Source organism: Arthrobacter sp. UCD-GKA, from assembly GCF_001863355.1.
Taxonomy (GTDB): Bacteria; Actinomycetota; Actinomycetes; order Actinomycetales; family Micrococcaceae; genus Paeniglutamicibacter.
In genome coordinates, this window is the sequence record NZ_MOLR01000004.1 from 726,979 (window position 1) to 751,586 (window position 24,608).

Annotated in this window: 20 protein-coding genes; 6 read left to right on the forward strand and 14 right to left on the reverse strand. The window is 63.6% G+C overall.

Going from position 1 to position 24,608, the window contains the following annotated elements:
- Genes BLJ79_RS09545 through BLJ79_RS09555 form a run of 3 tightly spaced genes read right to left on the reverse strand, consistent with a single transcriptional unit; the run spans nucleotide 1 to nucleotide 5,238 of the window.
- Entirely contained in the window at nucleotides 1-1,386 is a 1,386-nt protein-coding gene (locus BLJ79_RS09545; protein WP_071214453.1) for an acetyl-CoA carboxylase biotin carboxylase subunit, read from the reverse strand.
- A gap of 10 nt (nucleotides 1,387-1,396) precedes the next feature.
- A complete protein-coding gene (locus tag BLJ79_RS09550; protein ID WP_083411145.1) occupies nucleotides 1,397-2,971 on the reverse strand; it encodes an acyl-CoA carboxylase subunit beta in 1,575 nt (524 codons plus the stop codon).
- The gene (locus tag BLJ79_RS09555; protein WP_083411146.1) at nucleotides 2,968-5,238 is read right to left on the reverse strand and encodes an acetate--CoA ligase family protein; all 2,271 of its coding nucleotides are present in this window, start codon (nucleotides 5,236-5,238) and stop codon (nucleotides 2,968-2,970) included. The genes BLJ79_RS09550 and BLJ79_RS09555 overlap by 4 nt, the downstream gene beginning before the upstream one ends.
- A gap of 715 nt (nucleotides 5,239-5,953) precedes the next feature.
- On the opposite strand from BLJ79_RS09555, the gene BLJ79_RS09560 reads away from it, so the two are divergent.
- Nucleotides 5,954-7,303, forward strand: a complete 1,350-nt coding sequence (locus BLJ79_RS09560) for an MFS transporter (RefSeq protein WP_217641866.1) — start codon at nucleotides 5,954-5,956, stop codon at nucleotides 7,301-7,303.
- Nucleotides 7,304-7,659: 356 nt separating this feature from the next.
- On the opposite strand, the gene BLJ79_RS09565 is transcribed toward BLJ79_RS09560, so the two are convergent.
- The 4 genes from BLJ79_RS09565 to BLJ79_RS09580 all read right to left on the reverse strand — a co-directional run bounded on the left by BLJ79_RS09565 (nucleotide 7,660) and on the right by BLJ79_RS09580 (nucleotide 11,323).
- Nucleotides 7,660-8,562: a LysR family transcriptional regulator gene (locus BLJ79_RS09565; RefSeq protein WP_071214455.1), complete on the reverse strand. Its 903-nt coding sequence runs from the start codon at nucleotides 8,560-8,562 to the stop codon at nucleotides 7,660-7,662.
- A gap of 134 nt (nucleotides 8,563-8,696) precedes the next feature.
- Nucleotides 8,697-9,506, reverse strand: coding sequence for an SDR family NAD(P)-dependent oxidoreductase (locus BLJ79_RS09570; protein ID WP_175475432.1), 810 nt, complete (start codon nucleotides 9,504-9,506; stop codon nucleotides 8,697-8,699).
- A 98-nt stretch (nucleotides 9,507-9,604) separates the two neighbouring features.
- A complete protein-coding gene (locus tag BLJ79_RS09575) occupies nucleotides 9,605-10,447 on the reverse strand; it encodes an ABC transporter permease (protein WP_071214457.1) in 843 nt (280 codons plus the stop codon).
- Nucleotides 10,448-10,504: 57 nt separating this feature from the next.
- Nucleotides 10,505-11,323 (reverse strand): SDR family NAD(P)-dependent oxidoreductase, encoded by an 819-nt coding sequence (locus BLJ79_RS09580; RefSeq protein WP_175475433.1) that lies wholly within the window; start codon nucleotides 11,321-11,323, stop codon nucleotides 10,505-10,507.
- Between the two features lie 398 nt (nucleotides 11,324-11,721).
- Between BLJ79_RS09580 and BLJ79_RS09585 the strand changes: the two genes are divergently transcribed.
- The 5 genes from BLJ79_RS09585 (at nucleotide 11,722) to BLJ79_RS09605 (ending at nucleotide 16,938) form a co-directional block, all read left to right on the forward strand.
- Nucleotides 11,722-12,561, forward strand: coding sequence for an ABC transporter ATP-binding protein (locus tag BLJ79_RS09585; RefSeq protein ID WP_071214544.1), 840 nt, complete (start codon nucleotides 11,722-11,724; stop codon nucleotides 12,559-12,561).
- Complete coding sequence (locus tag BLJ79_RS09590; RefSeq protein WP_071214458.1) at nucleotides 12,554-13,366, forward strand: alpha/beta fold hydrolase; 813 nt, start codon at nucleotides 12,554-12,556, stop codon at nucleotides 13,364-13,366. The genes BLJ79_RS09585 and BLJ79_RS09590 overlap by 8 nt, the downstream gene beginning before the upstream one ends.
- A 47-nt stretch (nucleotides 13,367-13,413) precedes the next feature.
- Entirely contained in the window at nucleotides 13,414-15,327 is a 1,914-nt protein-coding gene (locus BLJ79_RS09595) for a flavin-containing monooxygenase (protein ID WP_071214459.1), read from the forward strand.
- 67 nt (nucleotides 15,328-15,394) lie between these two features.
- Nucleotides 15,395-16,243 (forward strand): alpha/beta fold hydrolase, encoded by an 849-nt coding sequence (locus BLJ79_RS09600; protein WP_071214460.1) that lies wholly within the window; start codon nucleotides 15,395-15,397, stop codon nucleotides 16,241-16,243.
- Nucleotides 16,240-16,938, forward strand: coding sequence for an SDR family NAD(P)-dependent oxidoreductase (locus BLJ79_RS09605; protein WP_071214461.1), 699 nt, complete (start codon nucleotides 16,240-16,242; stop codon nucleotides 16,936-16,938). The genes BLJ79_RS09600 and BLJ79_RS09605 overlap by 4 nt, the downstream gene beginning before the upstream one ends.
- A gap of 108 nt (nucleotides 16,939-17,046) precedes the next feature.
- Here BLJ79_RS09605 and BLJ79_RS09610 read toward each other — a convergent pair whose 3' ends face one another.
- From BLJ79_RS09610 to BLJ79_RS09640, 7 genes are all read right to left on the reverse strand, one after another.
- A complete protein-coding gene (locus BLJ79_RS09610) occupies nucleotides 17,047-18,120 on the reverse strand; it encodes an alkene reductase (RefSeq protein WP_071214462.1) in 1,074 nt (357 codons plus the stop codon).
- 366 nt (nucleotides 18,121-18,486) lie between these two features.
- Nucleotides 18,487-18,861, reverse strand: coding sequence for a TM2 domain-containing protein (locus BLJ79_RS09615; RefSeq protein ID WP_083411150.1), 375 nt, complete (start codon nucleotides 18,859-18,861; stop codon nucleotides 18,487-18,489).
- 435 nt (nucleotides 18,862-19,296) lie between these two features.
- Complete coding sequence (locus BLJ79_RS09620) at nucleotides 19,297-20,679, reverse strand: MFS transporter (RefSeq protein WP_071214463.1); 1,383 nt, start codon at nucleotides 20,677-20,679, stop codon at nucleotides 19,297-19,299.
- A gap of 100 nt (nucleotides 20,680-20,779) precedes the next feature.
- Nucleotides 20,780-21,241, reverse strand: coding sequence for a DUF6069 family protein (locus BLJ79_RS09625; protein WP_071214464.1), 462 nt, complete (start codon nucleotides 21,239-21,241; stop codon nucleotides 20,780-20,782).
- A 563-nt stretch (nucleotides 21,242-21,804) separates the two neighbouring features.
- Nucleotides 21,805-22,902, reverse strand: coding sequence for an ArsR/SmtB family transcription factor (locus BLJ79_RS09630; RefSeq protein WP_071214465.1), 1,098 nt, complete (start codon nucleotides 22,900-22,902; stop codon nucleotides 21,805-21,807).
- A 65-nt stretch (nucleotides 22,903-22,967) separates the two neighbouring features.
- Nucleotides 22,968-24,356 carry an alpha/beta hydrolase domain-containing protein gene (locus BLJ79_RS09635; protein ID WP_353615471.1) on the reverse strand — a complete coding sequence of 463 codons (1,389 nt, stop codon included), beginning with the start codon at nucleotides 24,354-24,356 and terminating at the stop codon, nucleotides 22,968-22,970.
- A partial coding sequence (locus BLJ79_RS09640) for a transposase (RefSeq protein ID WP_139194800.1) occupies nucleotides 24,311-24,608 on the reverse strand: 298 nt, incomplete at its 5' end. The genes BLJ79_RS09640 and BLJ79_RS09635, both read right to left, overlap by 46 nt.

The following is a 24,608-nucleotide window of genomic DNA, read 5'->3' on the forward strand; positions in this document are numbered from 1 at the left end:
TCATGCACTCCTTTTGGCCAGCTTGGCCTCTTCTTTAAGTCGTAGTTGGATGCGTTCCACCAGTCCGGTGTCGTAGCGTCCCTCGGTGAATTCCCCGGAGGCGAGGATCTCCTCTAGGAATTGCTGGTTGGTGACCAATCCCTGGATATCGAATTCCTCGCACGCCTTGATGGCGCGGGCGTGGGCTTCGGCGCGGGTGGCACCGAATGCACACACCTTGGCGATCAGCGAGTCGAAGTGCGGGGTGACTTCGGTGTGCGCCTGGTAGCCGGAGTCGACGCGGATGCCCTCGCCGGTGGGTTCGATCCAGCCGTCGATCGGGCCGGGGCGCGGGAAGAACTTCTTCGGGTCCTCGGCGCAGATGCGCAACTCGATCGCGTGGCCGCGGGCCACTGGTGCGAAATCCTCCGTGGTGGTGCCGGTGGCCGCGATGGAAAGCTGCTGCTCGACCAGGTCGACGCCGTGGGTCATCTCGGTGATCGGGTGCTCCACCTGGATGCGGGTGTTCATCTCCAGGAAGACGAAGTCGCCGGTCACGGTGTCCAGCAGGAACTCGACGGTGCCGGCATTGCGGTAGCCGACCGCTGCGGCGGAGGCGATGGCGCATTCGATGAGGCGTTCGCGCACCGCCGGGTCCAGGTGCGGCGCCGGGGATTCCTCGATCAGCTTCTGGTGACGGCGCTGGGTGGAACAGTCGCGCTCGCCCAGGGCCACCACGGTGCCGTCGTCCAGGCCCAAGACCTGGACTTCGATGTGCCGCGCGGATTGGACAAAGCGCTCGACGAAGACGCGGTCGGAGCCGAAGCTGCGCTCGGACATCGACTTGGTGTTCTCGAAGGCCTTGCGAAGCTCCTCGGCGTTGTGCGCAACGGCCATGCCGATGCCTCCGCCGCCGGCGGAGGCCTTGACCATCACCGGGTATCCGATGCGGTCGGCTTCCTCGACGGCCTCATCGCCGGTCTTCAGTGCGGCACCGGCGTCGCCGCTGATCGGCACGCCCGCTGCCGCCACGGCGCGGCGGGACTCGACCTTGTCCCCCATGACCTCGATGACCTCGGCCGAGGGACCCACCCAGATCAATCCGGCCTCGGCGACCTCGCGGGCGAATCCGGCATTTTCGGCCAGGAACCCGTAGCCGGGGTGGATGGCGGTGGCCCCTGCTTCCTTGGCGATCGCAATGATCTGTGCGCGGTCGAGGTAGGACTGCACCGGCATGTCGCCGGTGAGCTCGATGGCCACTGAAGCCTCTGCCACGTAGGGCAGGGCGGCGTCGACCTTGTGGTAGACGGCGACGGTGCGCACACCGAGGCGGTTGGCCGTCTTGATGATGCGCCGGGCGATTTCGCCGCGGTTGGCGACCAGCAGGCATTCGGGAAATGAATTCATTATGGGCTCCTTAGAAGCTCGTGGGCCAGGTGCGCAACAGGTGTTCGCCGACACCGTTGGTCCGGGCACGGTAGTGGTCCTTGAGGGCGCCGAGGATGAACTCGCGGGTTTCGGCCGGATCGATGACCTGCTCGAATCCGAAGACCTGGGCCACGTCGTAGGCGGTGGTGCCCTTGTTCATCTCCGCGAGACGCAGTTCGTACATTTCCGGGTCGGTTTCCTTGTCGATGCCGTGCACCACCGATACAGCCGAGGTCGGATCCATGAAGCTCACCTCGGAGGACCACCAGCCGGCGGTGGCGTCGGCGGTGCCGCCGCCACCCATGTTGATCAGGGCCTGGCCGTAGTTCTTGCGCATGGTGACGGCGATCTTCGGCACGGTGACCAGTGAAAGAGCGTTCATCCAGTTGATTATCTTGCCGGCCACCTTGCTCCGCTCGGCCTCGAGGCCGATCAGGAAGCCGGGCTGGTCAACGAGCATCACCACGGGGATGTTGTACGAATCGCACAGGACCAGGAAGCTGGTCGCCTTGTCGCAGGCGGCGCCGTCCAGGGCGCCTCCCTTGAACATCGGGTTGTTGGCGATGATGCCGACCGACTGGCCGCCGATGCGGGCGAGCGAGGTCACCAGGGACTTGCCGTAGCGGGCCTTGATCGGGAACACCGAGCCGGTGTCCACGACGATGTCGATGACCTTGCGCACGTCGTAGGTCTTGGTGCGTTCGGCGGGAACGATGTTCTTGATTTCCTCGGCGCGGTCCCCGGATCCGCTGGGGACCGGGGCCAGCGGCGGGGTCTGGCCGTTGTGCGAGGGCAGGTAGGAAAGGAAGCGGCGGATCAGTTCGATCGCTTCCTCGTCGGAGTCGGCCACCGCGTCGGCGAAGCCGGTGACCTCGGAGTGCATCTTCCAGCCGCCGAGCTCCTGGGCGTCGACCTGCTGGCCGGTGGCGCGGGAGACCAAGTTGGGGCTGGAGACCGCAAGCACGGCGCCCTTGCGGAACACCGCGAAGTCAGAGGCCATGGTGTGCCAGGCCGCCGATCCGAAGCAGTAGCCGAAGGCGGCCGAAACCCAGGGGCTTTCCCGCTGGCGCAGGAACCGGGTCTTGCCGTTGGCCGATCCCATGCCGGTGCCGCCCATGGCGTCGGGCATGCGCACGCCAGTGGATTCGCAAAGGTAGACCAGTGGCTGGCCGGTCTTGACCACCAATTCCTTGAAGTGGGACATCTTCTTGTTGCTGATCGGGGACGAAGAGGATCCCTTGACGGTGAAGTCGTAGGCCACGACGCTCGCGCGCCGGCCGTCAACCTCGCCGGTACCGGTAATCTTGCCGTCGGCGGGGGTCTTGTCGCGGTCCGCCGGCACGGCCGAGGTCACGAACAGCCCGGACTCGCGGAAGGTTCCAGGGTCCAGCAGCAGCGCGATGCGCTCGCGGGCGTTCAGCTCGCCCTTGGCCCGGCGGGCCTCAAGCTTCCGGACCCCGCCCATGGCCAATGCAGCAGCGCGCTTCTTTTCGTGCTCCTGCTCGCGGGTGCACGTGGCTTCTGCGAGGCCGGCCACGTCTTTCTTGACTGCTTCGGTTGTCATCTTTCTTGCCTTCCGTTTGCGCCAAGCGATGCCTGGTGGATTTGCTGGCCCTGTTCGAGCACTGCCCGCGCGGCAAGTGCCGCGTCTTCAAAGGTCGGGAATACCGGGATGCCGATCCGGCGGGCACGTTGTGCGTACGCCTTGATCATTTCCTCGGTTTCGGCGCTGCCATCGGTTTTCAGGACCAGCAGCTGGTGGGTGCCGGGCTTCGATTCGTCGCGGGCCTTGCCGATCGAGTCGATGATGTTGCCCGTCACGTCGCCGTGCGTTTCCCCGAGGTTGCGCTGGATGATCCCGACATTCAGGTGGGAGATCAGCAAGGCCGGGTGGCTGCCGGCGAGAACAGTCTTGAGGATGTCCTGCGCGACAGCGCCGTTCTTGACCGCCAGCGTCCCGGCCGGCACGTCGATCGGGTTGTGGAAGCCGTTGCCCGGTGGCAGCTCCAGGGATTCAAGCTGGTTGACCACCGAGTCGGGCAGGGGCGGGGATCCCACGCCCTGGCGGTCAAGTGCGTCGGCGCCCAGCACGCTGGCGCCGCCGCCGTTGCCGAACAGGACGGCCTCGCGGCCGCGTGTCTGCACGCCGAGGTCCAGCGTCGAGAGTGCGTGCAGGGCCGTGGCGAAGTCCTCGAGCGAGTCGACCAGCGTCATCCCTGCCTGCCGGGCAATGGCCGGCCACAGCCGGTGGTTCCCGGACAGGGCGCCGGTGTGGCTGGTTGCTGCACGCGAGCCTTCGGCCGTCCGGCCGCCGGCCAGCAGCACCACCGGCTTGCGGGTCGCTGCGGCCCCGAGCACGTCCATGACCTCGCGGGCCACCCCGAGGGATTCAACGTACAGGCCGATGACCTGCACGTCGTCGTTTGCCAGGTGGGACTTCACCAGTTCGGCCGCGTTCACGTCGGCGCTGTTGCCGATGCTGACCACGGAATGGAAGTCGATGCCGCGCATGGCCCCCACACGCAGGATGTCCACGCTCAGTCCGCCGCTCTGGGATACCACTGCCGTCGACCCCGGGGTCAGCGGCGCCTCGGGCAGGAAGGACAGGCGTGAGGCCGAGGCGTGGGTGCCCAGGCAGTTCGGGCCGATCAAGCGGATGCCGGCTTCGCGCACGGTGCGCACCAGTTCTGCTTCCAGCTCCTTGCCGTCCTCGACTTCTCCGAAGCCGCTGGAGATGACCTGCGCGAAGCGCACCTTGCCGGCGCCGGCGGCCAGCGCCTGGGCAACGCGTGCACCGGGCATGGCCACGAATGCGTAGTCGACCGGCTCGTCCAGCTCGGCCAGCGAAGCGATGGCCGGAAGGCCTTCGATGGTGTCGGCGGTCGGGTTCACCGGGATGATGGTTCCGGTGAAGCCGTTGGCGAGCATGTTGAGGATGAAGCGGTTGGCCATGTTCGGGCGCTTGCCGCTGGCACCGACGACGGCGACGCGGCGGGGTTCGAACAGTGCGGAGAAATCGGTTGCCGCAACCTCGGAACGTTGAATGGCGGCGGTATCGGCCGGGTCGGCTTCCCCGACGACGAAGCGGGCATCCACGGCCACCGCGCGGGTGTCGGAGACGATGACCGGGTTCAGGTCGATTTCCGTGACGTCCGCGGGCAGCGAGGCCAGCAGTCCGTCCGGGCCGGCGAGCCGGGAAATCAGGGTGACCAGCGATGAAACGTCGGCCTTCAGGCCGCCGCGTGCGCCGTTGAGGATCTTCAGGCCGCGCAGTTCCTGCAGCATGCCGTTGATCCGGGTCTCGGACAGCGGGGCCAGGCCGAAGGCGACGTCTTCGAAGACCTCGACCATGACTCCGCCCAGGCCGACCATGACGGTCCAGCCCAGTCCGGGGGCGCGCACGGCGCCGACGATGATTTCGTGGCCGGCCGGAATCATTTCCTCGACCAGCAGGCCCTCGAGCCGGTGCCCGAAGTCGGCGAGGGAGTCACGCATCTGCGTTGCGACCTCATGGAGTTCGGCGCGGGTCACCCCGACGCGGACTCCGCCGGCATCCGACTTGTGTACAAGCGTCGTGGAAATCGCCTTGACGACCAGGGGCTCGCGAAGGTGTCCGGGAAGTTCCCCTCCCACGGGGATTTCCACGCCCTGGGGGGTGTCGATGCCGAAGGCCGAGAGCAGGGATTTTCCTTCTGCTTCGGTGAACATGGCCGATTCCCTGTTTTTCGCCTGGGCAATGAACCCAACGATGGTGTCGGAGTTACTAGGCTTGGCTGTTTCGACTAACAACTGGGGGCACCTCACTGAACGTTGGATCGGACGGCATGGCATGCGTCCGGCGTGAGATCAGTCTCGTTAGCCAATTCACATCTGTGAAGCATTTCCGCGCTGGCACGGTGATACCGGTGCGCTATCGGAAATCCTTATCACCCGCACTTCCAAACTCCTCCGGTCACGGAAAACCCGGCCGGGTGGGGAGTCCGGGGCGCTTGCCCGGGGAAGGAAAGCAGGTGGGCTCGATCGGGCGACACCGACCGACGGCGCGGCTCCGGCACGGTGGGCTCCACCCCGAGGGTCGTCCGGAAACACGGACTCCCGAAGGCAAACGCCGCGGTTTTCCGATGCCGCCGGGGATGCCATGCCGTCGGCCGGCCGGGCGGGGCAGATCGATGGCCCGCAATCCCCCTTCAGGCATCCGGCGGCTCGCCACGCGATGGACAGGCAAGATCCCGCGATGGTCGCCTTCCGGTCCCGGTGCGGGAACCCACGGGAGATCCCCGGCACGATCCGGGATGCGGAAATTCGCAACCGGACCGCCGAGCCGCCATGGCTGCCAAGCGGACTCCCTCACGGCCTGGGCGCCGTGGCCGTCCAAGGGCCGGGAGATCGGCCCGGTTGTCCAGCATGATTCCCGATCAGCGCGATAGCCAAAGCGCCGTTGAACGGCAGCAGTGCCCCGGCTCTACTTGTAGAATGAGGATCACGGTGTGCGGCATGTCACACTCGGCCTCCCGTCCATCGACACCCAATACGCCAGGAGACCAGCGTGTCCCTTTCCACGAGCCCGCGGGGCAGCGTCATGCAGCCAAGCACGCCCACGAGTCGGCGCAACTGGGGCATTGTCCTCATGCTTCTGATTTTCTCCATGCTCAATTTTGCCGACAAGGCAGCAATCGGGCTGGCGAGCAAGCCGATCCGCGAAACCATGGACTTGGGCGCCAGCCAATATGGCCTGCTGTCCAGTGCCTTCTTCTGGCTCTTTGCCGTGGGTGCCGTGGTTTTGACCGCGGTGTTCAGGAGGATTTCATACAACTGGGCCGTCGGCATCCTGATGTTCACCTGGGTTTTGACGATGCTTCCGTTGACCACGCAAACCACCTTCGGTGTCCTGCTGGCCAGCCGCATTGCCCTGGGATTCTTTGAGGGACCGGCTCATGCCTTGTGCCAGTCAATCGTCCACGGGCTTTTCCCGGCCCAAAAGCGCGCCACCGCCGGTGCCATTGTCACCGCCGGAACCTCGATCGGCCCGTTGCTCGCAGCTCCGACGCTGACGTGGATCATCATGAGGTGGGACTGGCATGCATCGTTTATCTTCCTGGTTGGCGTCAGCGTGGTTTGGACGGTCGTGTGGTTCTTTTTCGCGGACCGCCTGCCGTTCAAGAAGCGTCCCCAAACCACCGAGGAAAGGGAAGCGATCGTCGATCCCAACGGCGACATCGTTGTTCCGTTCTACCGGCTGCTGATGCTTCCCAGCTTCTGGGGCTTGGCCCTGCTGACCTTTGCCGGTTACCTGATCACCTCGCTCAAGGTCACGTGGCTGCCTGCCTTCATGAATGAGGGCCTGGGCTATTCCATGCAAACCGTGGGCACGTTGGTGGCGGTCCCCTATGTCTGTGCCATGTTCTTGCTCCTCGGCACGGGCGCACTTTCCGGCTGGCTGCTCAAGCGGGGCTTCTCCTCACGTGTGGCACGGTCGTTCCTGACCACGGCCTGCCTGGTGTTCGCGGGACTGAGCATGATCGCCTTCACCCAGCTCCCCGCCGGCCCGATTCAATTGGTGTTCGTGGTTGCCGCGTTTTCCGTCAACTCGATCGCCTTCGCGATCGGTTTCGCCGGGGCCTCGGACTTCTTGCCCGCCCACCAACGCGCAGCGTTCTTTGGCTGCATCGTCGCCGCCTACTCGGTGGCCGGAATGGTGGCACCCTATGCACTGGGGATCATTGTTGAGCGTGCGGCAACACCTGCGGAGGGCTATGCCAACGGGTTCCTGATCGTCGGCATCATCATTTGCGTCCTTGCCGTGGCCGGCGGCCTGATGCTGAATCCGGCCCGCGCCCGGGCCAGGCTTCTTGACTACACGGTGATCCATGCCATCCGCCAGAACGCCGCCCGCTGATCCCCCAGGACGACATGGCGTGGTCGCATGGCCGGAGCCAAGCGTTGCCGGGACGGCGGTGGGATTCGGCTCGCGGAGCGCCCTTTGGGTGGCACCGTGCGGATGTGCCGAGTCGTTTCAGGCCCCACGCAGGCCAGGTCCAGGTTGGATTCCTGGCCCGGCCCGCGTTTGCCACCAACAGGAACCCCGGGCCATCCGATGCCGGAAGGTGAAGAGCGGATGCCGCCAGGGGTGCCTGCCTCGGGGACACCACCTCGCCGGTGACCCCGGCGGGGCTTGGGCACCGGCACGCCAAACGCCCCGCCGGCAGACGTTCTCAGGTACTGCCGGCGGGGCGCGTTGGAACCAAACAACCCCTAGAGTGTCTTGGCGGTTTCCTTCAGGAGGCGCAGGAACGCTTGCACCGCCGAGGACCTGGCCTCGTCCTTCCTGACGATTGCCGAGGTGCTGACATGTGCCCACTCGTAGGGCAGGGGCACCAGGGAGACGCCGTTGCCGCTGACCGTGGAGTCCAGCAGCGTGTTCGCCATGCAAATTCCGACACCGGCCCGCACCATTGACTGCGAGGCCTCGGCATTGGGCGTGGTGAAAACGACCTTGGCCTCAACACCGTCGAGCAACCGTTCCCAGGCCTGCCCCAGGATGCTTGATTCCGCCGGAAAGATCAGCGCTTCGCCCTCCAGGTCGGCGGGATTGAACTCGTCCTGTTCGGCCAGCCGGTGCCCCTCGGGCACCGCCAGGACCAGGCGGCCGGCAAGCAGGTCGATGTGGTGCAGCAAGGCGTCAGCGCCAGGTGCCATCTCGATTCCCGGCAGCCGGGTCACCAAGCCAACATCGAGGTTCCCTGCAATGACACCCCGAGCCACCATCTTCGAGGGACCCTCGTCAACCTCGAAACGGACATTGGGGAATTCCGTCAGCAGTCGCTTGACCACCCCGGGAAGAATCGTCTGGGATCCGGCGGGCACCGTGCCCAGCCGGACCGTTCCAAGCTTCAGGCCTCCGATGGCGCTGGCTTCCTCACGCAGCATGCGCTCGGCCTGGACCGCCGCGACGACGTGGGGCAGGATCCGCTCGGCCGCATAGGTCGGGCGCACGCCCTTGGCGCCGCGGGTCACCAGGATGACACCGAGGTCTTCTTCGAGACGCTGCACCTGGTTGGTGATCGTGGGCTGGGAAATGCCCAGTTCCTTGGCTGCCTGGCGGAAGGAACCCGTCCGCAAAGCAGCCTCCAGGTAACGCAATTGCGCAAATCTCATGGCGTGCTCTCCTTATGTTTTGTTGCGGCTCCAGACCACCGGTGGCCAACGTTACCGCGATCACATGCCCGGTGGGGAAACGCCCGTTAATGGCGGCGTAGCATTGGACCTGGGGGGCCGGGCCGGTGTTGGCGCTAGGGTCCATCGATTCCCGTTGCATCCCTTGACAGGGCCCCGCCTTCGACGGGGATCGTGGTCCCGGTGATGTATCCGGCCGCCGGTGTCAGCAGGAAGACGATCGCGGCGGCAATCTCATGGGGCTGCCCAAGCCGGCCGAGCAGGGGCCTTGAGGCATGCGCCCGTGAATCGGCGGTGCTTCGGCCCGCAGCGACATAACGTGGCGAGAGGAAGAGCCCGGGCGCCACCGCGTTGACACGCACGCCGCGGGACCCGTGTTCGGCGGCCAACTGCTTGACCCACACCTGCAGTGCCGCCTTGGCCGGACCGTAGCCCGGCGCCGTCAGGCCCCCGCGCGAGGCCACCACGCTGGAGACATGGACTATCGATCCATGCTCCACCAAGGGTGCAAGGACAAGGGCAGAGAAGAAGGCATGGCCAAGGTTGGTCCTGAAATCAAGATCCCAATCGGCCAGTGAGTACTCGGCGATTCCCCGTCTGTGCATCTGTCCGATGACGTCGATGTATCCGTTGATCGTCCCGAATTCGGCGCGCGCAGCCTCGGCAACCAGCTTCATGCCGCTCTCGGTGGTGGCGTCCGCGACCACCGAGGGCATCCCCACCGAGCCGGCAACACCGGCGAGGGCCTCCGCATCGATGTCCGCGCCCAGGACCCGTCCGCCGAGGCCAACGATCGTCCGGGTGACATGTTCCCCGATGCCGCCTCCCGCGCCCAGCACCACGTACTTATTGCCGTCGAGCCTGAATAGCCTTGCGTGGTCAACCTCCGTGGCGGGAAGTGGGCGGGTGAGTTGTTCCCTGGGCATGGCGTTTCCTTCCAGCATGCACATGAACGGCCAGGGACAAGTTTTCTCGTCCCTGACCGCCATATGTCTATTCCTTGGTTTGCCGAGTCAGTGTTGTTCTAGCGGGTCCATTTGGTCACGAGTTTTTGTAGGCCCGAAATGGAAAGATCCAGAACCATCGACAGCAAGCCCATGGCCAGCAGGATCGCGAAGGTCTCGGCGACCTGGAAGTTGTTGGTCACCACCACCAGTCGCTGTCCCAGACCGGTGTAGGCGCCGACCATTTCCGACACCACCGCCCCGAGCACCGAGTAGACAGCACCGAGCCGCAAACCACCGACGATGGCCGGAAGTGCCGAGGGCAGCTCGATCTTGAAGAATCGCTGCGCCTTGGACATGCCCAGGGACTGGGTCAACTGCTTGATGTCGTGGTCCAGGGCCTGCAGGGCCCCCATGGTGCTGGTCATCAGGACGAAGAACACGACGCTGAAGGCGACCAGGGCCTTTGGCCCGAAGCCGAGCCCGAACCAGAGGATGAAAATCGGTGCCAGCGCCGGGCGGGGAAGGCTGTTCATCAGGGTCAGGAACGGCCTGGCCGCAACGTGCAGGACAGGGACCCGCACAAAGGTGACGCCCGCCAGGATGCCGAGGACCGCGCCGGAAACCAGGCCGGCCATGGCACCGCTGAACGTCGCGGACACGTCCGTCCAGAACGTGGCATCCGACAACTGCTTGATGAAGGATGTCCCGACATCGATCGGGGTGGAAACCAGGGTCGAATCCATGATCCCTTGGCGGGTGACAAACGACCACGCCAGGACGAAGGCCGCGAGCGCGCCCAGCCGAAGTGCCCAGACGGTTGCTTTTTCCTTGCGGCGTGTGCGGGTGCGTTCAGCAAGAATCGTGCTGTCCGTGTAGGCGACGGGTCCGGCCTCAGTGGCGGCTTGAGCGATGGTTTCCATGGTGGGCCCTTTCCTTCCAGGAAGGTTTGGTGCTTGATGAATGATTCGGTGCGATGCTCAACGAATGAGCTTGATGTCCGAGAGTGACGAGGTGTGTGGTCCGCCGGTGGCCTGGACGATGGTTCCGGTGATGAAGCTTGCACCGCCGGAGCACAGGAACATGATGGCGTCCGCGACCTCTTCGGGCCGGCCCACGCGCCCGAGGGCAATGTTCTCGCCGAAGGTCCTCTCGGCCTCGGGGGAATTGAAGCGGGAAGCGGGAGTCAGGGTGGCACCGGGCTCCACGCAGTTGACGCGGATGCCACGGTCTGCCCATTCCCACGACATGGTCTTGGTCAGCGAGGCGATGCCGGCCTTGGCGGCGGCGTAGGCGCCACGCATCGGGTGGGCGTGGTTGGCCGAGCTGGAACCGACGTTGATGATGTTTCCGCCGCCCTGCTCGGTGAAGACGGGCAGGCAGGCCACGGCGGTCTGGAATGAGCCAGTGAGGTTGGTGCCGATCACGGCGTTCCAGGCGTTGGTCGACAGGTCTTCGAGGCGTGCTGCGAAGTTGCCGCCGGCGTTGTTGATCAGGATGTCGATGCGGCCGAACTTTTCCACGGCGGTGGCCACCAGCAGTGCGGCGGTTTCGGGCTCCTTGATGTTGCCGGTAACGACCTCGGCCCTTCGGCCGAGTGCGCGGATCTCTTGGGCCTTGGCCTCGAGCGTCTCGGCCTTGCGACCGTGCAGGATCAGGTCCGCGCCCGCCGCGGCAAACTTGTCGGCAAGTGCCGAACCGATACCGCCCGAAGCGCCCGTCACGATGACGACCTGGCCCGTGAAATCGAACGTGGCCTGTCCCACTTTTTTGCTGTTGGCGGTGTCTGTTTTCGTCATCCTGGAATCCTTCTGAATTGATGCCTGCCCGGTGTGCTGGGGTGGATCGCACACGGCGGGCCCACATGGAAATGGTGCGTTTGAGAAAGCTTCCATCCATTCGTTCCCGGTAGCAATGAACTAATCGCTATCGATGCGATAGCCCCGGATTGCCCGTCTTTTCCTTGACTCTGCCGCCGGGGTGTTCAACGATTCATGGACCAGCTGGTGACGTGCACCACAAGCACAAGCCGTCCGGTTCCCTCGTGTTCATAGCTGTTCCAGCGTGACCATCGCTGGCGCCGGCTCAGCAATCCTTGACCAACGCAAACTGCCAAACGGGTCGGCCCCGCAAACCAGTGACTGGAGCGAAAATGCCCAATACAACCCTCCGCGCAACTTCCGACAGCGAGACTTCCATGACCGAAAAGGCGGCCCCGTCCTCCACGGCCCGAGGGGTCTCTGTCGAGTTCCAACAGGTGAACCACAGCTTCCTCCACGGCAACCGGCCGGTGCGGGTGTTGAACGATTTCAACCTGCGCATCGAACCCTCGGAGTTCGTCAGCATTGTCGGCCCGTCGGGTTGCGGCAAGACCACTGCCCTGGGCATGGTCGGCAACCTCCTGAAGCCGCGCGCAGGACAGGTCCTCATCGACGGCCACAAGGTGCGCCCCGACAGCAACGAGGCCGCCTTCCTCTTCGCCCGCGATGCCCTGTTGCCCTGGCGCCGGGTCCGCAGCAACGTGGAACTCGGCATGGAGATCCGCGGGGTTCCCAAGGAAGAGCGCCGCGTGCGCGCCGAGGAGTGGTTGCGCAAGGTCCGCCTGCACGAATTCGCCGACTCCGACGTCCTACACCTGTCCCAGGGCATGCGCCAGCGCGTGGCAATTGCCCGGACACTGGTGCAGAACCCCAAGGTCCTGTTGATGGACGAACCTTTTGCGGCCCTTGACGCACAGACCCGCGCCATCCAGCAGGAGGAGTTCACGCGCCTCTGGGAAGCCGAGCGTCCCACCGTCATCTTCGTGACCCACGACCTCGAAGAGGCCATCCTGCTGTCCGACCGCGTTATCCTGATGGCCAGCCGTCCGGGCCGCATGGTGGTCGACATGAAGATCGAGCTCGAACGCCCGCGCCGCCAGGAAATGCGCCGGGAATCGGACTTGTTCAAGTCCTATTTCCATGACATGTCCGATCGGCTTCGTTCCGAGGTCGAACTCGCCGAACAGCGCATCCGGGAGGAAAACCAGAATGGCTGACACCTTGCAGAAGGTTCCCGCCGCCGACGGCACCACCGTCGCCTATCGCCAGTACGGGCACGGACCGCGCCTGGTGACCGTCCTGCACTCCCTTGCCTTGGACGGATCCTGGTACGCACCCCTGGCCGAGGCCCTCGGCGAGGAGTATCGCCTGCTGGCGCCCGACTTCCGCGGGCACGGCCACAGCGCCCGCGGGGACTCGGCACCCACCCTGGCCCTCGTGGCCCGGGACATTGCCGCCATGTGGGACGCCGAGAACGTGCGCAGCTCGGTCATCCTGGGCATTTCGCTTGGCGGCATGGTTGCCCAGGCGCTCACCGGCAGCTTCCCCGACCGCGTGGACGCGCAGATCCTGATGGCCACCCGCGGTGCCTACGACGACGCGGCAACCACCGGGACCCTGGCGCGTGCGGCGGAGGTCCGGGCCCCGAACGGACTGCAGGACGCCGCAGAGGCGACCATGCACCGCTGGTTCGGCGAGAATTCCACCGACGCCTCCAACCCCCTGGTGGCCCAGGCCCGTGCCCAGTTCCTCGGGGCAGGCGGCGAGGAAATCGCCGGGTACTTCGAGGCCATGACGAAGGTCGGCGACTTCCAGCTGGATTCGCCACCCCCAACCCTCGTGGTCGGTGGAGACGATGACCGAAGCACCCCGCGTGCTGCCATCGAGCAGCTGGCCGCCTCGATCCCCGGTGCCGAGTTGCGCTTTGCCGCGGGCGGGCACCTGGTGGCCTTCGAGAATCCGGAAGAGGTCGCCCGAACCGTGCGCCCCTTCCTTGACAGCTTGGACTGCTGGACCAAATAACGGCCTTTCGGGTCCGCCGTACACTTAAACTGCCTTACGGAGAAGAAATGAATAAGACACTGGATCGCGCCACGGCGCACGTCAGCGAAGAAGAACTTGCCGCCCACCTGGAGTCCGCCCAGGTTCCGGCGCTGATCATGCTGACCGCCCACGTCACCGGCGACACCAGCGTGCTGCGCGACGACTGGCGCCCGAACCTGCGCGCCTTGCCGAACAGCGGCCTGGATGCCGAGACCGAGGCTACGGCCCGCAAGTGCTGCTTCGAGCTGCTGGCACCGTACTTGGCGACCCAGGGCACCTGGGACCAGGAGCCCGGCGAGGACCTCCGCCTGGCCATGAGCACTTGGCTGATGGGTGCCCCGGTGGAGGACGCGCTGGCGATGTCCGAGGTCTCCTTCGTCCCCAACAACACCGATCCGCGCCGGCCCGGGTGGACGCTCGAGCAGATCGCCCCGGACACCGCATTGAACGCCGTGGTCATCGGCGCCGGCTTCTCCGGGCTGCTCGCCGGCCTGCGCCTGAAACAGGCGGGCGTCCCGTTCAAGATCATCGAAAAGAGCCACGACGTCGGCGGCACCTGGTGGGAAAACACCTACCCCGATTGCCGCACCGACGTGCGCAGCCACATCTACACCTACTCCTTCACCCAGCACGACTGGGAGACGCACTTCGGGCGCCAGGACAAGATCCACGGCTACCTGCACCGGTTCGCGAAGGACAACGGCCTGCTTGAACACATGGTCTACGGCACCGAGGTCACCGCGACCCGCTGGAACGAGGAGACCAGCACCTGGACGTTGGAGACCAAGACCGCGCAGGGCGTCGGGGAAAGCTTCGAGTCCAGCATCGTCGTCAGCGCCGTGGGCCAGCTCAACCGCCCCTCGGTCCCGAACCTGGAAGGCCTTGACACCTTCAAGGGCCCCGTCGTACACTCCGCCCGGTGGGACCACGAGCTGGACTTCGCCGGCAAGAAGGTCGTCGTCGTCGGCACCGGTGCCAGCGCCCTGCAGTTCGCCCCGGCCGTCGCCAAGGTCGCCGAACAGGTCACCATCTTCCAGCGCAGCGCCCCGTGGCTGCGCTCCACCCCGGTGCTCCGCCAGGAGATCGAGAGCGGCGAGCGCTGGCTGCTGAACAACCTGAACCAGTACCGCGCCTACTACCGCTTCTCGATCTTCCTGCCCCGCGTGGTGGGCAACCTGGCCGCAGCCACCGTCGATGAGGACTTCGGGCCGACCGAGGTCTCCGTCTCCGCCGCCAACGAGGCATTGCGCGTCGACCTCACCGCGTACCTCACCGAGCAGGCCGGGGATGACAAGGAGCTGCTCGCCCAGATCATCCCGAACTACCCGCCGGCCGCCAAGCGCATCATTTGCGACGACGGCACCTGGGTCAGGACGCTCAAGCGCGAGAACGTCCGGCTGGTGTCCCGGGGCGTGAGCCGCGTCGACGAGACCGGCGTATGGCTGGGCGACGAGCACATCGAGGCAGACATCATCCTGCTGGGCACCGGCTTCAAGGCCGCCGACTTCCTGCTTCCGATGTCGGTGGCGGGCATCGGAGGCAAGGACCTGCACGAGACCTGGGGTATCGACGCCAGCGCCTACCTGGGCTCCACGCTGCCGGGCTTCCCCAACTTCTTCTGCATGTACGGGCCGAACACCAACACCGTCATCCACGGCAACCTGGTCTTCTTCCTCGAATGCCAGGCCAACTACGTCCTGGACGCGATCAAGACCCTGGCATCGGGCGGCTACAAGTCGATGAACCTGCGCGACGAGGTGTTTGCCGCGTACGACAAGGAAATCGTGGCCGAGAGCGCCAAGCGCACCTGGGGCTGGTCCAAGACCCACTCCTGGTACATGAACGCCGAGGGCCGCTCGACCATCATGTGGCCGCTGCCGGCACGGAACTACTTCGAGCGCACCACCCACGTGCGCCCCGAGGAATACCAGCTGGGCTGATCCGCCGCCGTAAACATCCAACATCCGTTCCACAACACCGGAGGCTGAATTGCTCACCGAGACATCAATGATCACCGAGACGACGGTTGTCGTCGCCAACCTTGAAACCCGCTACCTCTCCGGCGGCCCGACCGATGGCGCCCCCGTCGTCGTCTTCCTGCACGACGGCGCCTGGGGCGGCGCCTCGGACGTGACCTGGGGCGGCATCCTGCCGCTGGCCGCCGAGAAGTTCCGCGTCATCGCACCCGACCTGCTGGGCTACGGCGGCTCGGCCAAGTCGATCCGGTTGGACGTCTCGCCCTTCGCGTTCCGCCTGACCCACCTGTTCTCGCTGCTGGACCACCTGGGAATCACCGAACCGGTGCACCTGGTCGGCAACTCCTTCGGCGGTTCGCTGACGCTGCGTGCCCTGACCAACCCGGCATTGCGCGAGCGCATCGCCTCGGTGACCACCATCGCGGGCACCGGCGGCGCCTGGCGCGGGGCCGACCTGGCCAAGATCGGCGACTTCGACGGCACGCCCGAGCGCCTCGAGGAAATCGTCGGCTACCTGTGCGAACCGTTCGACGGCAAGGATGCCCAGCTTGAAGCCCGCATGCGCTGGGCCATCGCGCCGGGGCACTTCGCCTCGATGAAGGCCCCGCACACCGCGGTGCCGGAGGCCATGAAGGTTGAGCGTCCTGCGGACCCGTACCCGGGCAACCTGGCGGGCATCACGACCCCGGCCCTGCTGATCGAGGGCAAGGACGACACCCTGTTCGAAAGCGGCTGGAGCGCAAAGCTGCGGGAGTTCCTGCCACAGGCCAAGGCCGTGGTCATGGATTCCAGGCACAGCCCGAACATCAGCCAGCCGCAGCCGACCTGGGCCGTCATCAACGAGTTCCTGACCGAGATCACCCAGGACGGCAACGCATGAGCGCGCCGGCACTGGTGATCTCCGGCGGTTCCTCCGGAATCGGCGAGGGCCTGGTCAACGACCTGCGCAAGGACTGGGACGTCACCTCGGTGTCCCGTTCCCTACCCAAGAACCCGCTGGACGGGGTCAACTACGTGGCAGGCGATGTCGCGGGGGATGCCGCGGAGAACGTCCGCGTTGCATTGAAGGAACAAGGGCGCGAGTCCATCCACTCGCTGATCCACTGTGCAGGCGTCGGCCTCTTCGGCAAGTTCCTGGACACCCCCAAGGCCGACTGGGAACGCGCGCTGATGCTGAACCTGCATGGCACGCTGAGCTTCCTCCAGGGAACCGCGGACCTGGTTCAGGACGGCGGACGCATCCTGCTGTACTCCTCGGGCACCGTGTTCAAGGCCCCGGGCGGCGCCGCCGCCTACGCCGCGTCCAAGGCCGGCATCATCGGCTTTGCCCGCAGCTTCGCCATGGAAATGGGAGAACGCAACATCACGGTCAACGTGATCGCACCGGGCCTGGTCATGACGCCGCTGGCCGCCAAGCTCGCCGGCGGCGAGGAAGCGAATATCGCCACCCGCGCCATCAAGCGCGCCTCGGTGGTCGAGGACTACGTGGGGCCAACCCGCTTCTTCCTCTCCGAGGGAGCGGGCTTTGTCACCGGCCAGACACTGGTAGTTGACGGCGGCTCGATCCGCCGCTGATCCCCAAATACCGGGCAACTCAACGTGAGGGGCCGTCGCATCATTGATGCGACGGCCCCTCACGTCGTTAACGCGCCTTGCTCACCCGGGCCCACAAATCAATAAGAGTCAGTTCTGCCAGAACGGGTAGTCGGTGTAGCCGGCGGCGCCCTCCGTGTAGAAGGTCGAGGAATCGGGCTCGTTCAACGGCAGGCCCTCCTGCCAACGGCGAACCAGGTCGGGGTTGGCGATCGCCGGGCGGCCCACCACCACGGCATCTCCCCAGCCGTTGGCGGCAACCGCGGCCGCGTCGTCGTAGGTGGTGACGGTCCGGAACCCGGTGTTCAGCAGGACCGGTCCGTCAAACCGTTCCCGCAGGTCCTGGACGAGCGTTCCGGCGGGATCGGCGTGCAGGATGCTCAGCGCCGCCAGGCCCAACGGCGCAATCCCATCAATCAGCGCGGCATAGGTGGCGGCAACATCCGCCGGATCGGTTTCCAGCGCACCCTGGACATTGTGCTCGGGGGAAATGCGCAGGCCCGTCCGGCCCGCGCCGATGGCGTCGGCCACGGCGGTGGCGACCTCGATGACAAAGCGCGCCCGGTTTTCCGGGGACCCGCCATAGGCGTCGGTGCGGGTGTTGGAGCTGGGTGCCAGGAACTCGTGCAGCAGGTAGCCGTTGGCCCCGTGCAGTTCCACGCCGTCGAACCCCGCGGCGATCGCATTGCGGGATCCGGTTACGAACTCCTCGATGATTCCGGGCAGTTCTCCGGTCTCCAAGGCGTGCGGGACGGGGTAGGCGTGCTTGCCGGTGTAGGTCCGGGTGACCCCGTCCACGGCAATGGCGCTCGGTGCCACGACGTGGCTTTGCCCGGTGGTCTCGGGGTGGGTGACACGGCCGGCATGCATCACCTGCGCGACGATCAACCCGCCCTCGGCGTGCACCGCGTCGGTGACGCGCTTCCATCCGGCGATCTGCTCCTGCGAGACAAGCCCGGGCTGGCGGACGAACCCCTGGCCGGTGAAGCTGGGATAGACGCCCTCCGAGACGATCAAGCCCATCGAGGCACGCTGGCGGTAGTACTCGACGACGTCGTCGTTCGGCACCCCGTCCACGCGGGAGCGGGAGCGGGTCAGCGGCGCCATGACCAGGCGGTTGGGCAGTTCGAGGTCACCGAGGGTGAGCGGGGAAAACAGGTCCATGCTGTGGGACTCCAGAGGTCGGGGGTGGTTGCCTGGTGCAACCAGCCCCGCGGCAACGCTATTCCTTCCGGGCCCCGGCGGTGAGGCGAAACACGGTTCCTCCAGCACTAGACCGACACGCCGCGACCTGCCGTCGAGCAGGGGCACGATGCTTTTGTGTCCGGAAGTTCGGCTTTTCTGTGGGTCAGTCCGCGGCCGAAGCTCGATAGGACCATGACGATTCGAACGGTTAAATTCGTCGGTGGTCTGGAAGATGGACAGTCATCCACCTTCCAGACCACCCACATAACCAGTTCCGCCGCGCAACCCGATTCTTGGAACCTCAAACCGCGAACTGGTTATCACCGTTTCCGGCAGGTCTGGGAGCTAGCTTTGCATCGCCCGTGAATTGAGCTGGTTGACCCGGCCCGGAATCAGGAAGAGGTCAACGATCATCAAGAGCCACAACACACCGAGGATAAGGAAGCCCACGAAAAGGAACGTCGTGGCCCAACCCACCACGCCCAGAACCAAATAGAGCACGCCCATTCCGGTCTGGTTCAAGTAGAACTTGTGGATTCCCAGCTGCCCCAAGAAGAACCAGAGGACGTAGGCTACGCCGGTGCTCTTAGAATTGACGAGAACCACGGTGTTAGTGATGTTGATGTTCTGGGCTTGGGGCTGCGCTGGTGGTTCCGGAATCGCCTGTGGAACCGGTCGTGCCGGGTAGTCGGAAGAATTCGGTGGGTTCTCGGTGCTCATGGTTTCCCTTGTTGTTTGTTGGGCGAAAAAATATGATTTCGCCACTTTCGAAAATACTTTGATAAACGTTAGCCCAGAGCCGTCGCTAACATGGAAAATATTCCACTATGGGTCGTGAACCCACTCGAACCAGCAAGAAAATACCGAGTCAACTTCGATTCAGTCGGAATGTCATAATCTCTGAGCAACCGCGGAGATTTCTACGAAATCTCTAGACCAGTAGCAACCAGCTGCGTAAATCAATTGGCTGAGATACAAAGTGGCGCCGGTTCGCTCTATTGATAGAGCAAATTGATTTCACGTTAGAGGTAACGAAGATCTTGCACGGCACACGTCCACTTTTCCGATCACGCAACCGACTTCGTGCGCCTTCGTCCATGGGCTCTCGTCCGAAATGGTTTAGCCACTCTGTTCGCCATCCACGTCCGGCGCGTTCTACGGAGCTGCGGCATAGACGACCGAAAGCCGCCGGTAGGACCGCGTGGCCAGGGCGGCGAGGCCCAGGAAGATCGAGGCGATCCCGGAAACCAGGAACACCAACGCGATGCCGCGGGCGTCCCCCTCCCCCAGCAGCCAGCCCCAGCCCTGCTTCCCGGGTTGAGAGTTCATGTACGGGATGATCCAGAACTCGGCCAAAGGCGCGATCATGAACGCGGTGATCGGCGCGGCAGCGGCCTCGAAGGTCATCGCGAAGCCGAAGACCCGGCCCTGGACCTTGTAGGGCACCACCTTCTGGATCACCGTCTGCTCGGCCGCCTCGACCGCGGGGATGAGCATCATGTAGATCCAGATGCCCAGGGCATAGAGCCACCACCACTCGCGGATCGTGAAGGTCGCGCCGAGCACGCCGCTGAAGGCGACCAGGACCAACATGGTGCGGATCGGGTTCTTGCCCAGGCCGAACTTGGCCACCAGCCCGCCGCCGATCAGGAATCCGGTTGCGGTCACCCCGAGCACCACACCCCAGACCTCAACCGGGAAGATCGTCAGGCCGTAGGGATCCATCAGCGCCATGAACACCCCTCCGGTGAGGTTGTTGAAGGTGGTGAACAGGATCAGCGCGAACAGGCCCTGCGTGGCACGCACGGCCGCGATCCCGGCCCGCAGCTCGGCGAAGCTTTCGCGGTCCTGCGCGCGCACGATCTTGGGCTCCGGGATCCGCAGGAAAAGCAGGTGCCCGAGCACCGCGCCGCAGGCCACCAGCGAGATGACGATCGTTCCGCCCATGCCCAGGAACCCGATCGCCAGGCCGCTGAAGACACTGGTGATCATGAAGGCCAGCCCCTGCACAGTGCCCACCAGTCCGTTGGCGTTGGCCCGGCGCTCGGCCGGCACCAGCAGGGTCACGGTGGTGGACAGGGCAATGTTGCGCAGCTGTTCGACCACCGCACCGATGAGCACCACCAGGGCAAAGAGCCAGAACCAGATCCCGGACAGGCTCAGCAGCTCGGCCTCGGGAACCAGCAGGAACATCGTTCCGGCCAGCGCGAAGCACGCCACGGTGAACAGCGTGGAGCCGACCATCACCGCATGCTTGCGGTACCTGTCCACCAGCACCCCGAAGAACAGGCCGAAGAACGCGACCAGCAGCATGTAGGTCCCGCCAATGAGCCCTGTGGCCAGGACCGAGCGCGTCTCCAGGTACACCCAGAAGGTCAGCGCGAACCAAAGGAAACTGGTGACCACGTTGGCCAAAGCTGTATTGACCAGCACATGCATGAACGTGCGGTGCCCCGATTTCGGAGGCGCCTCTGTGGCGGCGGTTTGTTGCCTGTCGGTCGTTTCGATGTCCGCGGAGGACGGCTCTTCCTGCGACATGTTCCAAGCCTAAAACTTGGCATCGCCCTTCGATAGACGGGCGAACCGGAGATTTTGTTCCACCCGAGGAAGCAGCGCCATTCATGCGCCATGAGGAAGACTATGTGCTAACCAATGCGTTCCGGCTTGCGGCGGCTTCCTCGTTGTATTTCTTGTTCGAGTTGTTCACCGCGAGGTACCAGGATGCACCGACGACCAGATGCATGACTGCAAGCCCTATACCGCTGGGCAGGTCTGCTGCGTACAGGATCGCATTGGCGATCGAAAGCACGGCGACAGCCACGCCGATCCACTGCGCGATCTTGCAGAACCCCGGCTTCGACCTGCCAATCAGGAAGGTGAGGAACCCAAGAACGGCGAACGGCAAAACAATGTAGCCAACGATCTCACCAAAAGTCAGATGCGTGAATAGGCCGCCGTTGAAATACATGGAAGCCCCAGCTGCCTCGCTGACGAAATAGACAAAAATACTCGTGATCACGGCCCCAAAAGTCGCAATGACAACCTGAACATAGTTGAACGGCATCTTGAACTTTTTGTACGGCTGCACCTGAGCAGTCATGGCTGACCATCTCCTCGACGCTAAGTCTGTATGCCCTTGTATTTTCACTGTACGCCCGTTTGCGCACGTTGGATTCGGAAAGCCCTGAAGGGAACTTCCACTGCCGGTTTGGGGATCCTTCGGGTTGCCGCAGGCGGGTTGACCGATTTCTCGCAGCAGACATGGGCCCACGTATCCAGTGGTTTAAAGAGTCCCTGAAACCACTCCGCCGGTTCCGCAGAGTCTGAATGAACACGTTGACTGCGGCGCAGCTGGCCTTGTCCGAATTCCTCCATGTTGATGAGAACTTCCTCGCCATTGCGGCCAGGAATTCCCCGTCGAAGGAGGCTTCCAGTGCGTACCACGCCGATCACGTCGGTTGGGTGAAATGCCTACGGCAACCTGGCAGCAGGAGATCTATCCGTATTGCATATGCAAAATGCGTTACTTGTTTGATCGAGGTTCGCCGATTCCCGTGCGGATGTGATGCTCCTGGGCCGGATGGCGGTGTTTTAGCCACGCACTCGCTGGACAGTACTCGGGCATACCTTTCCCGAGGCATTTAGCATTTTGAGTGATCGATTTTACTTCACGATTTGGGTCAAAAATTCATAACCAATAGAATAGACGACATTCATTCGAAGCCGATGCTTTACCATTTTCCCATCCCGCACCGATTCAAGAAGTTCTGCTTCTCTGAGTTTCCGGAGATGCCGCGATACCTGTGGAGCTCCAATGCCCAGCCGTCTGGATAGATCACTGGTGGTGCAATATTCGTTGACGAGGTGCCGACACAGCTCCAAACGTGCACCATCGGCTAGCACTGCCATTTGATTTTGGATTTCGTGGATGTTCCTGTTGACGGCTCCCATGTCGGAAATCGGAAATTGCACAACAATGGGCACACCGTAACCCGCATATTCATCGTCGTACTTCACAACTATGTGAGGCTTCGTCAGGATACTCGGGACAAGGACGAATTTGCGGCCGTAACCGCTAACGAAGGCATTTTGCAGCTTGTCATAGGCCACCTGAGCGGTCTGTGGAAAGAAATGTGCGCCGGGCGTCAAAGAGGTCAGCACCATAGAAACGGACCCGCCAGCGAGTCTTCGTTGTACTTCAACTTCACTGGCTTTGAGCCGAGCAGATCCCGATACCCAGCGCGCACGAAAGCAAGTGTCATGGAACGTCTTGAGAAACGCAGTCAGGACCTGCCGGAAGTGCTCGGGATCGCGAGCTAACCGGGCACCAAGTTCTTCGCGCTCTTCGCTCCGTGCCCGGCACATCTCTAGAAAATCAGCGCGGTCGCTACTGTTGTTCATGATGTCCATGGGACGCTCGGAGCGACCACCAATGACCGCCTGAACGCTCATTTGCACAAACGCTTCTAGGGGCAGGGCTTCGAAGGTTGCCAGCTCCGATTCGAAACTTTGGTAGTCGATGGTGTTCAGAGGCATCAGTGCGCGGAATCTGAATCGCGCCCACAATGGTGAGAACGAACGCATGGTCCGTCTCAACTGGGCAGACATTTGGGCGTCAATCGCTTTGAGTTCTCGCGACAGTTCAAGATGATGGCCAGGCTCGGCAATGCAGTGGAGCATGGCCATCATCTCGGCCATCTCTGAAACCCTGACAGTGACATTCGCAGGTTCGACGTCGGTCAGGTCAAAGATGATCGGCATGAGACGAGCTTAGCTGACCTCGGGTGTCGACGAATAGCATCTCAAACCCGAGGAATCAACGGCGTTTAGAAGCGCAGTCCCTCGGCAGAAATTCGCAGTTCCTCGGCATCAACAGGGAGCAAAAATCGCTGCAAGATCAGCTGGTCGACGATTCGAGCAAAGACACGGCGGTAGCTATCAGCATCGCCGTAAATCTCTTGCAACTGCTGCCCCTCGAACGGTGTCTCATTACCGTGGTACCACGAGGGGCGTCCCATGGGCGTCGCTGCCACCAAGGTCGACGTCGGAGCATCGGTGTAAGTGCTTCGTACACCTCCACGCGCGTTGCCCCACTGATCACGCAAAATGGTATCGGTGTGTCCCTCGGTTTCAAGCAATTGGGAAGGTGGCGGCACAAGCTTTCCTTCTGCCCAGTCTGCAAGCAGTCCCAGAAGCGCTCCGTAAATATGGGAATTCGGGAAGGTCGACCAGTGTGCTCCGGGAGGCAGTGGGCAATCCTTTAGCCGAAGTACATCCTTCTGACTCATGTGGCGCGTTTCCCGATGTGCCATCCCTGCGACCTCGTAAAGGCGGAATGTTTCGGAATCTGCTCGGCGGTGTTTCAGTCCACGAACTTGACCAGATACTCCGCAATCCCAACGAACAGACTGAAATTCTGCTTCACCCAATACTTCAATCACCGGAACATCGATGTCCGGCAGTGCTTCACCTCCTGAGGCTCCAGGCAGGTATCCGTCAAAAAGTGGCCCGCCATCGGCCCGACGCATGGCTTCGTGGTGGTGCTCAACAAAGCGACGAACCACACCACCGGTCTGGGATATCCCGGCGAAGAGAAGCGTCTTGGCTTCTGAATTCTTGATTCCCGGCAGTCCCCCACGAAGTGCGTGCGCAACTTGTGCAATTATTTCAAATGACTGGGGTGTCGCTCGCCACCATCGTTCCTTGAACGCATCGTATTGTTCAGCAAGGATCTCAGGAGTCGGGTTCGCTGTGAAGGGAATCGAACCTGCGAAGTCGCTGGCCAGCTCCCCCGCCGTAAACTTCATGTCTCGATATCGTTCGGGGTTGCCCCCCTGGATCAAATCCAGCGCCGAGGGAGCCTGTGAGTCAATTTCTATCCACATATACCCATCACGCATCAGCGCACGGTTGTAGGCGCGCCAGACCGAGGTTCCACCCCAGATATGGCTTACCTCCGTGAGTGTTCGACCATTGAACTTTTCCATGTTTTCAGGCCGTCGAACCAAAATACGTGTGAGAAATGGTGCCTCGGCTGCGATACCCGAAACAAAGTATTCTTCTTGAATGTACCCGTATGTGGGCATCCGTTCCGTTCCGTAGGATTCGAGCACGACGGCTCGATTCCCCTCGGTTTCCGGGATTGGACCCGAAATTTGGGCGCAGGGAGCTAGGGCGTGTCTCCCAATCGTGATTTCTCGAGGGCGGCGCTCCAGATGACCACCGCGTGGAGCACCACGGCCGAGCGGTAGGTCAGGGCGAGCTTGTCGTAGCGGGTGGCCATGCCGCGCCATTGCTTCAGGGCGTTGAAGCTGCGCTCCACGACGTTGCGGCGCTTGTAGGCCTCCTTGTCGTAGGTGACCGGACGTCCTCCGGCGGAGCCCTTGCGCTTCCGGTTGGCCTTTTGGTCGTCCTTTTCGGGGATCACGCATTGGATGCCGCGCTCGCGCAGGTATTTCCGGTTGCCC